The following is a 12,963-nucleotide window of genomic DNA, read 5'->3' as shown; positions in this document are numbered from 1 at the left end:
GTGGATGATGTCGCGGACCGCTGTGGGGTTTGTGTGTGGCTGCTGGGGATCGCGCGGGTTCTGCATCAGATACCGCAACGCGGCCGGCTCGTGTCGACCGATTGCTCACAGCTGTATACACAGCATCGGAGGCCAAAAAAATTTTGGGAAAGTCAGCGCTTGGAGCGCTGCCGGATGCGTGTGGTGAGTTCTTTGACGTGATCGAAGACCTCGCGTCGCTCGGCCATCTCGCCACGAACCTTGCGTTCGGCGTACATGACCGTGGTGTGGTCGCGGCCGAATGCCTGGCCGATCTTGGGCAGCGACAGGTCGGTGAGTTCGCGGCATAGGTACATCGCGATTTGGCGGGACTGGGCCAGCGCGCGAGTCTTGCCCGGGCCGCGCAGTTCCTCAACGGTGGTATCGAAGTATTCGGCAGTGGCGGCCATGATGGTGGCCGCGCTGATCTGCATCGTGCTGGCATCGGCGATCAGGTCACGCAGCACGATCTCGGCGAGCGCCTTATCGATCGGCGTCTTGTTCAGCGACGCGAATGCTGTGACTCGGATCAGCGCGCCTTCGAGCTCACGGATGTTGCGTTCGATGCTGCTGGCGATCAGCTCAAGTACGTCGTCAGGAACAGCCAAGCGTTCCATCTGCGCCTTTTTGCGCAGGATGGCGATTCGGGTTTCGAGCTCGGGCGGCTGCACATCGGTGATCAGCCCCCACTCGAACCGGGTCCGCAAGCGGTCTTCCAGGGTTGCCAGTTGTTTGGGTGGGCGGTCGGAAGAGATGACGATCTGCTTGTTGGCGTTGTGCAGCGTGTTGAACGTATGGAAGAACTCTTCCTGGATGCCTTCTTTGCCCTCGATGAACTGAATGTCGTCGACGAGCAACACGTCCACGTCGCGGTAACTGCGTTTGAAGGCCACCTTGCGGTCGTCGCGCAGTGAGTTGATGAAGTCGTTGGTGAACTCTTCGGTGGAGACGTACTTGACGCGCATGCCAGGGAACAGTCGCTGGGAGTAGTTGCCGGCCGCATGCAAAAGGTGCGTTTTGCCCAGTCCGGACTCGCCCCAGATGAACAACGGGTTGTAGGCGCGGGCCGGTGCTTCAGCAATCGCCAAAGCGGCCGCGTGAGCGAACCGATTAGAGGCTCCGATGACGAAAGTCTCAAACGTGTAGCGACGGTTGAGGCTGGTGCCGCCGCCGGCCGCCGCGTCGTTGCCGTTGGGCCGTTCGGTGAAGTAGGTCGGCCAATTTGCGTGCGCGGCCGCGAGCGCTTCGCGATCGTCATCAACTTCGTCGGAGTCGTCCGGGAGCGCTATCGCGCTGGACTCGGGCTCGTCCTCGGGCGGCGGGGCGATACGCACGCCGAGCTCGACCTGTTGTCCGAGTCGTCGGCTCAGCGCCTCGGTGATCTGACTGCGTAGATGACGCTCGATTTCGTTCTGCACGAAGCCGCTGGGCACCGACAGCAGAGCAAAGCCTTCGACGATCGTGAGCGGCTGCACCAGGTTCAACCAGGCTTTTTGCTGAGGTGTCAGCGGTGTGAGGAAGGGTTCACCGTTGCTGGGGGCGTCATCCGGATGGAGTTCACCGTTGAGCTCGGAGACAACCGCGTTCCAGACGGAAGCAAAACCTACACCGGGATCATCGCTCAACGACGGATCCCCCTGCTTCGAACTCGAGGTACGACCATTAACCGTGCCGACGAACTGTCCACATAGTTATCCACAGGTGTGGACAGGAGGGACGTCATCACGGCACTATCTGTCGGCGACGGCATGCGAGATCGGCGCTTCCGACAGCCAGCATAGGTTGTCTGGGCAGTGGGCCGAACCGCCATCCTCGCTACGTTGTCGGGGTCCGTTCCGATCTGGAACGGCTTGAAAACTGCACCGCCCGAAGCTAACAGTTTTCCGTGGGAGTGCCAACAATTCCGCAACATTCGCCGTCGCCTCGATGAGGTTGCGACGAGACGCCGTGACGGGTGTGAAAACAGTTAAGAATGGAACCCGGTTCCGGCCACGCGCGAGGAATCGCGCGCTGTCCGGCGGCCTTCTGGCGAGAGCAGGTTTGACCCGGAGAGGCCTCGTCAGTACCCTCGAACAGTCGCCCGAAAGTCGGCGATACGGCAGCGATCCGGGCGATCCGTCCGGTGCCCGCGCCGGTTACCACCGAGACACAGAGCCTACCGAGGGCTTCGTGCGGGCGATCGCGTCCGACCCACATAGCTAAGTGGCCGGAATGCGATGCCAGATGCGACGAGGAGAGAGCCGTGGCGAAGGGCAAGCGGACCTTCCAGCCGAACAACCGGCGCCGAGCCCGCGTGCATGGCTTCCGGCTGCGGATGCGCACCAGGGCCGGGCGCGCGATCGTTTCCAGTCGGCGTCGCAAGGGGCGCCGCTCACTCACTGCCTGACCCTTCCCAGGTGTCAGAGCGGTGCTTCCCGCGCAAAACCGCATGACGCGGTCCGTAGATTTCGACGCGACGGTTAAGCACGGACGACGAGCCGTGCAACCCGACGTCGTGATCCATGCGCGGCAGGGCCCGCGCGCGACCTCGCCGAAGATCGGGTTGATCATCGCGAAATCGGTTGGCTCGGCAGTGGACCGCCACCGCGTGGCGCGGCGACTACGACATGTGGCACGCGCGGTATTGCCCGACATGGACAATGTCGACCAGGTGGTGATTCGCGCACTGCCCAGCAGTCGGGAGGCGATCTCGCCGCGATTGGAGCAACAACTGCGGACTGGCTTAGCGCGGATACGTCAAGCGACGGGACCGCGGCAGTGAACGCGGTGACCGCCGGGCGTACTGGTCGTATCGGCAGGGCGGGGACGGTGGCAGCACGGGGGTTGATCTTCTTGATCCAGTTGTACCGGCACATGGTGTCGCCGCTGCGGCCGGCGACATGCCGGTTTATCCCGACCTGTAGTCAGTACGCGGTGGATGCGCTGGCCGAATACGGCCTGCTGCGCGGGAGTTGGCTGGCCGCAGCCAGGCTGGTCAAGTGCGGACCGTGGCATCGGGGAGGATGGGATCCGATACCTGAGCGCCGGACAGTTCCGGCCCAGATGGGGCATGCCGGCGGCACCCCAGTGAAGCAAGGGGAGAGTGCGTCCGTTGTCGTTTGATCTGGTCAGCCTGGACATCTTCTACTACCCGGTGTCCGCGATTATGTGGGTCTGGTACAAGGCGTTTGCCGCGGTGCTGGGTCCCTCGAACTTTTTCGCGTGGGCGTTGTCGGTGATGTTCCTGGTGTTCACCCTGCGTGCAATCCTCTATAAGCCGTTCGTCCGGCAGATCCGCACTACCCGCCAGATGCAGGAGTTGCAGCCGCAGATCAAGGCGCTGCAGAAGAAGTACGGCAAGGATCGCCAGCGGATGGCGATGGAGATGCAGAAGCTGCAGCGCGAGCACGGCTTCAACCCGATCCTGGGTTGCCTACCGATGTTGGCCCAGCTGCCGGTGTTTCTCGGGCTCTATCACGTGCTGCGTTCGTTCAACCGTACGACGGGCGGCTTCGGGCAGCCGCACTTGTCGGTGGCCGCGAACCGCGCCACCGGCAACTACGTGTTCAGCCCGACCGATGTAGCGCACTTCCTGGACGCCAACCTCTTCGGCGCGCCGATCGGCGCGTTTATGTCCCAGCGCACCGGGTTGGATGCGTTCACCGAATTCAGCCGCCCAGCCGTCATTGCGGTGGGGTTGCCGGTGATGATCCTGGCCGGGGTGGCGACATACTTCAACAGCCGCGCATCGGTGGCCCGGCAGAGCCCCGAGGCCGCCGCCAATCCGCAGACCGCGATGATGAACAAGCTTGCGCTGTATGTCTTTCCGCTCGGTGTGGTGGTCGGTGGACCGTTCCTGCCGCTGGCGATCATTCTGTACTGGTTTGCCAACAACATCTGGACCTTTGGTCAGCAGCACTATGTGTTCGGGATGATCGAAAAAGAGGATGAGGCGAAGAAGCGCGAGGCGTTGGAGCGGCGCGCGGCGAACGCACCGGCGCCCGGAGCTAAGCCGAAGCGTTCCGCGAGGTCTGGGCCGGGCGGTGGGGGAGAGGCGCCGACGGCCGCGACCGAGGAAGTGGCGGAGGCGTCAACCGCCGAACCCAACGGTGAGGCAACCGATTCCAAGCGGTCGGCGGCCAAAGCGGGTAAGCCCAATCAACCGACGCGCGACGGCAATTCGCCCAGTCGGACACCGCGCCCCGGGGCCAGACCGAAAAAGCGCAAACGGTGACCGCTCGCGACGATTGACGGAAACGAGCAAAAGCACCGCAGGACTTGAGAACTAGCCGGGTGAAGAAGCAACCCCCGGCGCACCGGAAGAGAAAGAGGCAGGCATGACCGACGCCGACACGACCGAACGCGAAGCCAAAGACGAACTCCTGCAGGACGACACGGCGACCGCTGAGGGCGCGCCCGAAGCGGACGCCGATCTGGAGGAGAGGCTAGTTGCCGAGGGCGAGATCGCGGGCGACTATCTCGAAGAGCTGCTGGACTTGCTGGATTTCGACGGCGACATCGACCTGGATGTCGAGGGCAGCCGCGCCGTCGTCAGCATCGACGGCAGCGACGACTTGAACAAGCTGGTCGGCCGAAAGGGCGAAGTCCTCGATGCGCTACAGGAGCTGACCCGGCTGGCGGTGCATCAGAAAACCGGCGTGCGCAGCCGTCTGATGCTCGACGTCGCCAGTTGGCGCCGGCGTCGTCGCGACGAGTTGGCGACGCTCGGCGATAAGGTTGCCCGCCGCGTGCTCGAGGGCGGGGAGCGAGAAGAGCTTGCACCGATGACCCCGTTCGAGCGAAAGATCGTCCACGACGCCGTGGCGGCAGTCGACGGCGTTCGCAGCGAAAGCGAGGGCGTCGAGCCTTCGCGACGGGTTGTCGTCCTGCCCGACTGACCCAGCCGGAAAGTTACAGGCGTGTAGTTCGCGGCTCGGCAAGGTCCACAAACCGGAGGAATGTTTCACGTGAAACATGTCGAAGTGGCCGCACCGCCGCCGGCCGCTGCGACAGTCTTCGGTCCCCGCTTGGCCGTCGCCCAACGCTACGCCGAACTGCTGGCCGGGGCCGGGATCGAATGGGGGATCGTCGGGCCGCACGAGGTCGACCGAATCTGGGAGCGCCACCTCCTCAACAGCGTCGCGGTCGCGGAGCTACTGGAGCCGGGGGAGCGCGTGGTCGACATCGGCAGCGGCGCCGGCCTACCGGGACTGCCGGTCGCGATCGCCCGCCCCGACCTCCGGGTGCTGCTCGTCGAGTCACTGCTACGCCGAGCCGATTTTCTGCGGACGGTCGTCGCCGAGCTCGAGCTCGATGTCGAGGTGGTACGCGGTCGAGCGGAAGAGCCGGCCGTGCGCGACCGTATCGGCACCAACGACGCCACGGTTTCTCGGGCCGTCGCGTCCCTGGACAAGCTGGCGCGGTGGAGCCTGCCCTTCCTGCGACCCGACGGCCGGATGTTGGCAATCAAGGGAGAGCGGGCGGCCGACGAAGTCTCGCGATACCGGCGTGTGATGAGCGGGTTAGGCGCCGTGAATGTCAGGGTGGTGAAATGTGGCGTGAACTACTTGACTCCGCCCGCAACCGTGGTGGTGGCGGAGCGCGGGATACCGACGCCGGCGAAGCGCCGGCCACGCCCGTCGTCCCACCGGTCCAACCGGGACAAGAGGGAGGCGTTATGACTGCGCCACGCGGACCGGCCGCACGCGACTCCGGGTCGTCCCGGGCGGCGGCGTCGAATGTTTCACGTGAAACATCGCCGGAATTCGACACCCCGATCGGGGCCGCCGCCGAGCGCGCGATGCGCGTGCTGCACACCACGCACACGCGGTTACCACGGCCCGTCAACCGGCGACTGTTCACCATCGCCAACCAGAAGGGTGGAGTCGGGAAGACCACGACGGCGGTCAACGTCGCAGCAGCCCTGGCGGTCCAAGGCCTCAAGACGCTCGTCATCGACCTCGACCCGCAGGGCAACGCCAGCACCGCGTTGGGTATTGCCGAGCGCCATTCCGGCACCCCGTCGTCCTACGAGGTGCTGCTCGGCGAAATACCGTTGCGCGACGCGCTGCGCCGAAGCCCGCACAGCGATAGGTTGTACTGCGTACCCGCCACCATCGACTTGGCCGGCGCCGAGATCGAGTTGGTCAGCATGGTGGCCCGGGAGAACAGATTGCGGACCGCGCTGACCGAGTTGGATAACACCGACTTCGACTACGTCTTCATCGATTGCCCGCCATCGCTTGGGCTGCTGACCATCAATGCACTCGTCGCTGCTCCTGAAGTATTGATTCCGATCCAGTGCGAGTACTACGCGCTGGAAGGCGTGTCGCAGCTGATGAACAACATCGAGATGGTGAAGGCGCATCTGAACCCTCGCCTCGAGGTAACCACCGTCGTCCTCACCATGTACGACGGTCGAACCAAGCTCGCCGATCAGGTCGCCGACGAAGTACGGCGCTACTTCGGCAGCAAGGTCTTGCGCACGGTGATCCCGCGGAGCGTCAAGGTGTCCGAAGCGCCCGGCTACAGCATGACCATCATCGATTACGATCCCGGTTCGCGGGGGGCGATGAGCTATCTCGACGCCAGCCGCGAACTTGCCGAGCGCGACCGACCATCATCCGTGGAGGGACAACCACGACCCGCCGGCGACGATGCAGAACGAAGTGATGAGGAGGAGCGGCGCACATGAGCCAGCCGTCACGGAGGAAAGGCGGCCTGGGCCGCGGCCTGGCCTCGCTGATCCCGACCGGACCATCGGAAGGCCAGACCGGGACGACCGACCTGGGACCGCGGATGGGTGCGGCGGCTGCCGATGTGGTGCTGGGCGGCGGCCCGGCCGGGGCGGCGCCGGCCGGCATGGGTGCGGTGTACCGCGAGATCGACCCGGCGCTCATCGAGCCGAATCCGCGCCAACCGCGACAGGTTTTCGACGACGAGGCCCTCGCCGAACTGGTGCACTCAATCCGCGAATTCGGTCTCATGCAGCCGATCGTGGTTCGGGCGCTGGACGGGGCGCCGGATGGCCGGCGGTATCAGCTGGTGATGGGGGAGCGGCGTTGGCGCGCCGCCCAGGAGGCCGGAATGACGGCCATCCCGGCGATCGTGCGGGAAACCGGCGACGACAATCTGTTGCGCGACGCCCTGTTGGAGAACATCCACCGCGTGCAGTTGAACCCGCTGGAAGAGGCGGCCGCCTACCAGCAGCTGCTCGATGAGTTCGGTGTCACCCACGACGAACTTGCCGCCCGCATCGGGCGATCCCGTCCGCTGATCACCAACATGATCCGGCTGCTGCGGTTGCCGATCGCCGTCCAGCGACGCGTCGCGGCCGGCGTGTTGTCGGCAGGCCACGCCAGGGCGTTGCTGTCGCTGGAGGGCGGGTCGGAAGCTCAAGAAGAACTTGCCGCACGGATCGTCGCCGAAGGCCTCTCGGTGCGAGCCACGGAGGAAGCGGTCACTCTGGCCAATCGCGACGACGTCGGCAAGCCCACACCGCCGCGGCGCAAGCCGATTCAGATGCCGGGACTCCAGGATGTTGCGGAACGGCTGTCGAGTGCCTTCGACACCCGGGTCACGGTCAGCCTCGGCAAACGCAAGGGCAAGATCGTCGTCGAGTTCGGGTCCGTGGACGATCTGCAGCGAATTGTGGACTTGATGAACTCGTCGAACCCGTGAACCACCACCCGCAGTAGTTACGTCACTGTGACATTGCCGTGACCCGGGCGGCCGGTCGGAGCGGTGATCGAGTCAATCATGGTGCGTGCCAGCGCTTTTCATTTCCGTGCCGGCGGATACGGCGTGTCTGGGCCGATACCGGGCCGGCGGCGGCCGATTCTCTTATTCTGGGTAAGTCAATTGCGTCTGTCAGCCCCGCAACGATGCGGGCCTGCCCGGGGTACTCTCGCCTGCGAGGGGGCGGGGTACTACCCGATCGCGAGGAAGCCCGATCACCATGGCGGCGCCGCACCAAGGTCCAGGAGTCTAGTGTCAGCTCGAATCACGCCGCTGCAGCTCGAGGCGTTCGAGCAGCTTCCCAAGCATGCGCGCCGGTGCGTCTTCTGGGAGGTGGACCCGGCGACCCTAGGCAAAGAGGAGCATCTCGCCGACCCGGAGTTCGAGAAAGAAGCCTGGTTGTCGATGGTGATGCTGGAATGGGGTTCGTGCGGCCAGGTCGCCATGGCAATTCCGTCGGAGGGTGGTCCGAGTGAACCGCCGTGTATGGGCTACGTGCTCTATGCGCCGCCGCGGGCGGTGCCCAGGGCGGCCCGGTTTCCCACCGCCCCCGTGTCGGCTGACGCGGTGTTGCTCACGTCGATGGGTGTGGAGCCGGGGCGCAATGCCGATGACTTGCCGTACAGCCTCATCGCGCAAGTCGTCGACGAATTGGTGCGCCGCGGAGTCCGGGCGCTGGAGGCCTTCGGGCGCACACCCGAAGTCGCCGAGTTGCTCAACCCGCAGGCCGCCGACCCCGAGCTGCGCCCGGTACTGGAGGCGCTCGGCGACTGTTCGGTCGACCACTGCGTGATCGGCGCCGACTTTCTGCGCGGTGCGGGATTTGTCGTGGTGGCACCGCACCGCTACTTTCCGCGGCTGCGCCTCGAGCTGGACAAGGGTTTGGGCTGGAAGGCCGAAGTTGAAGCGGCCCTTGAACGACTACTCGAAAATGCCCAGCTGCAGCAACCGGTGGCGGCCGGCTCGTCGACTATGAGCCGCTGAGCCTGCTGGCCTGTTCCACCGACAACTCGTGAGCCAGTAGCTCAGCGAAGGTGAAAGTGCCGGTGGGCCGGTCGTTTTTGCCCAGCAGATACAACCGCTTGACTGCGGCGAGAACCCCTTCGGCGATCGCGTCGCGGGTCTGCGTGGTGACCAGCATGCCGCGGTCATGCGGGTTGGTGATGTAGCCGACGTCGACCTGAACCGTCGGCATCCTGGTCAGGCGCAGCAGATCCCACGTGCGTCCGTGGGTGCGGCAGTCGCGTAAACCGGTACGCGCCACTACTTCTCGTTGAATGAAGTCGGCGAGGTTGCGACCGATCGTGGATACCGAACCATGCGAATTACCGAAGTGAAACGAAGCCACGCCGTTGGCCGACGGGCTGACCTGGGTGGCGCAACGCAGGCTGATCATCAGGTCGGCGCCCACGGCGTTGGCAGTCGCGGCGCGTTCGGCGTCCGACGGGCTGCCGTTGGTCGGCCGCGACAAAAACGTCTCCATGCCGATGGCCGTCATCCGGCCTTCAAGGCGACTTGCCAAGTCCCACAAGATATCCGCTTCGCTGGTCGGGCCGGCGGCGTCATGCGTGAGCAGCCCGTGGTCGGCACCGCCGCCCCCAGGGTCGATGATGATCCGCTTACCGGACAGCTTCGGGCCGGAGCTGCGCACCAGCTCCTCCTCGCGGATGGCGTGAGGAGACCCGCCGCTAACCCGGGCGGAGAGAAAGTACAAAGAGCGCAATGTTTCTGGGCCGCAGATGCCATCGGCGTACAGGCCGTACTCGCGTTGGTATGACATCAACGCGTTGTGGGTCTGCAGCCCGAAGTAGCCGTCGACCAAGCCGGTGTAGAAGCCAAGGTCCTGCAACCGGGATTGCAGGGTGGCGACGTCGTCACCGTACATCGGTGCGCCGAACTGATGATGCAGCGTGCGGGCGCCCAGCCGATAGGACGCTTCTTTCAGCGCACGGTAGGTAGCCTCGCCGACGACGCCGTCCACCAGCAGGCCTCGGTGCTGCTGGAACGCCCGAACTGCCTGATCGAGCTCCTCGTCGAACAGGTCGAGGGCGACATGTCTTCCGGTGGTGATGTCCTCGTCAGGACTGTGTAGATGCCCCAGCGCCGCTAGCGCTGCCCGGATCTCGGTGACCGCTGCACTGCGGTCACCACAGCGCAGCGCTTCGCCGGCACCGCGGTGCGGAGTCGACATGCCAGGGGGCCTCCGGTAAGCCAGTGTGAATGACCCTGCCAGTGCTAGACAGGCTTGGCGGTATTGTCGCAGACGCTCGGCGAATTCGGGAAAACACCAGGCAAACCGTTATGAGGCGTGGCGAGCAGGACTTTCGTTACCGGGAGTCAGGCACCACGTCGGAAAGTTCACGCAGCAGCGCCGCTTTGCCCTTGGCGCCGACGATCCTTTTGACCGGCTGGCCGCCCTGGAACAAGATCAGCGTCGGGATCGACACCACCTGGAAATCACGCGCGGTTTCCGGGTTGGCGTCCACGTCAAGTTTGGCGACGGTGAGCTGCCCGGCCTTTTCTGCCGCGATCTCCTCGAGCACCGGCGCAACCATCTTGCACGGACCGCACCACGTAGCCCAAAAGTCAACCAGCACAGGGTTATCGCTAGATAACACGTCCGTAGAGAACGTCGCGTCCGATACCTCCACGGGGGTGCCGGTGTTCTGGGTCATCGGGGTGCTCCAATCATCTCGCTGCTGCCGGCGGCTCCGGTGGCCGTGGTCTGTACAGGCTGGTCAGGGTCATCGTGGTCGGCCAGCCAACGTTCGGCGTCGATCGCTGCGGAGCAGCCGGTGCCGGCGGCGGTGACGGCCTGGCGGTAGGTGCGGTCCACCAGGTCGCCGGCCGCGAACACGCCGTCGAGCGAGGTGTGGGTGGTATTGCCCCGCACCAGCACGTAGCCGTCGGTGTCGAGGTCGACGGCGCCGCGCACCAGCTCGGAGCGCGGGTCGTGGCCGATCGCGACAAAAACGCCGGTGACAGCCAGCGCGGATTCCGCGCCGGTAGCGGTGTCGCGCAGCCGTAGCCCGGTCACCGTGCTGTCTCCCTCGACGGCGACCACCACGCTGTTGGTCAGGAAGCGGATCTTGTCGTTACCCCGGGCCCGGTTGAGCATGATCTTGGAGGCACGGAACTCGTCGCGCCGGTGCACGATCGTGACGCTGCGCGCGAAGCGGGTCAAGAAGGTGGCTTCTTCCATCGCCGAGTCGCCGCCGCCGATGACCGCGATGTCTTGGTCCCGGAAGAAGAACCCGTCGCAGGTTGCACACGAGCTCACACCACGGCCCAGCAGCTCTTGCTCGCCGGGCACGTGCATGTAGCGGGCGGCCGCGCCCATTGCCAGGATGACGGCGCGCGCCTGATGGGTCTGGCCGTCGGCGGTGACGACGGATTTGACCGGACCGTCCAACGACACCGATTCGACGTCTTCCATCCGCAGGTCAGCGCCAAACCGCAGCGCCTGCTCGCGCATCTGGTCCATCAGCTCCGGGCCGGTGATCCCGTCACGAAAGCCCGGATAGTTCTCCACCTCGGTCGTCGTCATCAACGCTCCGCCGAACGAGGTGCCTTCGAATACCAGCGGCGCCAGTTGTGCGCGCGCGGTGTACAGAGCGGCGGTGTATCCGGCCGGCCCCGAACCGATGATGATCACGTCGTGAAGAGGGGTGGTCTCAGTCATGGGAGCCTTTCGAGGACGTCAAGCCGGGTTCAGACACTCGAACGCCAGGGTAGGCGGCGGTGTTCCCCGACCTTCCGTGGCGATCGCCAGCGCGGCGTACGGGGGCGCCGGGGGCACCTCCCGCTTGCGGGGGACGGGTCGCCACGCATCCTACCGAGGCCGTGGGACAACCCGGTCAGCCAGCAACCCGGTGTTGGCTGAGCTGCAGCTCGGAGCCACCGCCAGCGCCAGCACCGCGTCGGGCGTGTCGCCCGCTAGTACCAGTAGCACGCCGGGGTGCCCGGTTATCTGGACCGGCTGAGCACCCAACACCCTGGCCGACGTCGGGTAGCCCAGACCGCTCAGGCAGGTGGCCCGGCGACCAGGATCGGCTAATGGACCGTAGTCCGGCGTGGAGTCCAGCAGCGCGAGGATTTGGGCGTCCGCCAAGGGAATCACCGCGGGGGGCCGTGACACGGTGATGTGTTGGGCAGTGGTCGGGCTGCTCGGGGCGGGTGCCGGCGCGGCGATCAGAGCGGCGGTGCCGAGCCCGATCGCGGCGGCCGCGGCTGCCAGGCCGGCGACGGTCGCGGCCACCCGCGCCGGACGAGCGCCCGGCCTGGCGGCGTGAGCCGGGCGGTCGGCGAGGTCCGCGCGGCGCAGCGCGTCGCCGATGCCGGCCACCACGGCGGACGGAACGTCTCCGGCGGCGGACGAATCAGCACCCAGCGTCACGATGTCGCGACGCACCCGGTTCAGCGCATCCAACGTCTGCCTGGCGGCCGGATCGGTCCGGAGGCGGCCACGCACCTGCGCGGCGGTGTCGTCATCGAGCAAGCCTGCCTGCAGGTCGGCGAGTAACTCCGCCGTCAGCGGAAGTTCGGTAGCAGCATCGTCGTCACCCATCGGCCTTAGTGTCCGCCATGTGCCCGCCGACTGGCACGGGCGGTGGTTAGCCTGCCGAGTGCTCGGGGGCTGGATCCAGATAGCCGAGGGCTGCGGCAAGGCGGGCCCGGGCACGGGCGCATCGGCTTTTGACGGTGCCGGTGGCCACCCCGAGCAGTTGGGCGGTGTCGGCAACGGAGTAGCCGTGCATGTCGACGGCGACCACCGCTGCCCGTTGCTCGACGGGCAGTCTCATCAGCGCGCGCTGCACCGCGATGGCGGTCTCCACCTGCGTGGTGCGATCAGCCACCGGGTAGATGTCCTCCAGGGGCGTAGTGGGATGAGACTTGTTGCGGCGCAGTCGGTCCAGGCATGCGTTGACTACGATGCGGTGCAGCCAGCTACTGACTGCGGCGTCGTGCCGGAAAGCTGCGGCGCCGCGGTGAGCGGAAAGCATCGCGTCCTGTAACGCGTCGGCGGCGTCTTCGGGATTGTGACTGGTGAAGCGGGCAAGCTGATACAGCTGCCGGTGATGGCGATAGAAGAGCTCTTCGAAGGCGTGGCGGTCGCCGGCGACGTGATCGGCCAGCAGTTCGGCGTCACTGCGTTCGCGCCGCACCCGGTAGCCGAAACCCACCGCCGGACAGTAACTTATCGGCCGGTGCGCGGCACTTCACCCGACC

15 protein-coding genes are annotated in these 12,963 nt (G+C 65.7%); 9 read left to right on the top strand and 6 right to left on the bottom strand.

The window, feature by feature from the left end; all coding sequences use genetic code 11:
• Window positions 1-152: 152 nt before the first annotated feature.
• Window positions 153-1,643, bottom strand: a complete 1,491-nt coding sequence (gene dnaA / locus AC5Y42_RS11820; RefSeq protein WP_499898300.1) for a chromosomal replication initiator protein DnaA — start codon at window positions 1,641-1,643, stop codon at window positions 153-155.
• A gap of 617 nt (window positions 1,644-2,260) precedes the next feature.
• Between dnaA and rpmH the strand changes: the two genes are divergently transcribed.
• The 9 genes from rpmH to AC5Y42_RS11775 all read left to right on the top strand — a co-directional run bounded on the left by rpmH (window position 2,261) and on the right by AC5Y42_RS11775 (window position 8,718).
• On the top strand, window positions 2,261-2,404 hold the full coding sequence (gene rpmH, locus AC5Y42_RS11815; protein WP_081968348.1) for a 50S ribosomal protein L34: 144 nt from the start codon (window positions 2,261-2,263) through the stop codon (window positions 2,402-2,404).
• A gap of 21 nt (window positions 2,405-2,425) precedes the next feature.
• Window positions 2,426-2,779, top strand: a complete 354-nt coding sequence (gene rnpA / locus AC5Y42_RS11810; protein ID WP_499898298.1) for a ribonuclease P protein component — start codon at window positions 2,426-2,428, stop codon at window positions 2,777-2,779.
• Window positions 2,776-3,120: a membrane protein insertion efficiency factor YidD gene (yidD, locus tag AC5Y42_RS11805; protein ID WP_499898296.1), complete on the top strand. Its 345-nt coding sequence runs from the start codon at window positions 2,776-2,778 to the stop codon at window positions 3,118-3,120. The genes rnpA and yidD overlap by 4 nt, the downstream gene beginning before the upstream one ends.
• A 43-nt stretch (window positions 3,121-3,163) precedes the next feature.
• Window positions 3,164-4,231 carry a membrane protein insertase YidC gene (gene yidC / locus AC5Y42_RS11800; protein ID WP_499898651.1) on the top strand — a complete coding sequence of 356 codons (1,068 nt, stop codon included), beginning with the start codon at window positions 3,164-3,166 and terminating at the stop codon, window positions 4,229-4,231.
• Between the two features lie 103 nt (window positions 4,232-4,334).
• The gene (locus tag AC5Y42_RS11795) at window positions 4,335-4,895 is read left to right on the top strand and encodes a Jag family protein (RefSeq protein ID WP_499898295.1); all 561 of its coding nucleotides are present in this window, start codon (window positions 4,335-4,337) and stop codon (window positions 4,893-4,895) included.
• A gap of 60 nt (window positions 4,896-4,955) precedes the next feature.
• Window positions 4,956-5,678, top strand: coding sequence for a 16S rRNA (guanine(527)-N(7))-methyltransferase RsmG (rsmG, locus tag AC5Y42_RS11790; protein ID WP_499898294.1), 723 nt, complete (start codon window positions 4,956-4,958; stop codon window positions 5,676-5,678).
• Window positions 5,675-6,691 carry a ParA family protein gene (locus tag AC5Y42_RS11785; protein ID WP_499898293.1) on the top strand — a complete coding sequence of 339 codons (1,017 nt, stop codon included), beginning with the start codon at window positions 5,675-5,677 and terminating at the stop codon, window positions 6,689-6,691. Before rsmG ends, AC5Y42_RS11785 begins: the two co-directional genes overlap by 4 nt.
• A complete protein-coding gene (locus AC5Y42_RS11780; protein WP_499898291.1) occupies window positions 6,688-7,677 on the top strand; it encodes a ParB/RepB/Spo0J family partition protein in 990 nt (329 codons plus the stop codon). Before AC5Y42_RS11785 ends, AC5Y42_RS11780 begins: the two co-directional genes overlap by 4 nt.
• A 309-nt stretch (window positions 7,678-7,986) precedes the next feature.
• Window positions 7,987-8,718 carry an acetyltransferase gene (locus tag AC5Y42_RS11775; RefSeq protein ID WP_499898290.1) on the top strand — a complete coding sequence of 244 codons (732 nt, stop codon included), beginning with the start codon at window positions 7,987-7,989 and terminating at the stop codon, window positions 8,716-8,718.
• Here AC5Y42_RS11775 and AC5Y42_RS11770 read toward each other — a convergent pair.
• The 5 genes from AC5Y42_RS11770 to sigM form a co-directional block, all read right to left on the bottom strand.
• Window positions 8,705-9,925, bottom strand: coding sequence for an N-acetylmuramoyl-L-alanine amidase (locus AC5Y42_RS11770; RefSeq protein WP_499898288.1), 1,221 nt, complete (start codon window positions 9,923-9,925; stop codon window positions 8,705-8,707). The genes AC5Y42_RS11775 and AC5Y42_RS11770 overlap by 14 nt on opposite strands.
• Window positions 9,926-10,061: 136 nt before the next feature.
• Entirely contained in the window at window positions 10,062-10,409 is a 348-nt protein-coding gene (gene trxA, locus AC5Y42_RS11765) for a thioredoxin (RefSeq protein ID WP_499898287.1), read from the bottom strand.
• Entirely contained in the window at window positions 10,406-11,416 is a 1,011-nt protein-coding gene (gene trxB, locus AC5Y42_RS11760) for a thioredoxin-disulfide reductase (RefSeq protein ID WP_499898285.1), read from the bottom strand. The genes trxA and trxB overlap by 4 nt, the downstream gene beginning before the upstream one ends.
• A gap of 150 nt (window positions 11,417-11,566) precedes the next feature.
• Entirely contained in the window at window positions 11,567-12,301 is a 735-nt protein-coding gene (locus tag AC5Y42_RS11755; protein ID WP_499898284.1) for an RsmA family anti-sigma factor, read from the bottom strand.
• Window positions 12,302-12,347: 46 nt separating this feature from the next.
• Window positions 12,348-12,917, bottom strand: a complete 570-nt coding sequence (gene sigM / locus AC5Y42_RS11750; protein WP_499898283.1) for an RNA polymerase sigma factor SigM — start codon at window positions 12,915-12,917, stop codon at window positions 12,348-12,350.
• Between the last annotated feature and the right edge of the window lie 46 nt (window positions 12,918-12,963).

The organism is Mycobacterium sp. NGS48 (assembly GCF_059812585.1).
This window is presented reverse-complemented; position numbering and strand designations above follow the sequence as displayed.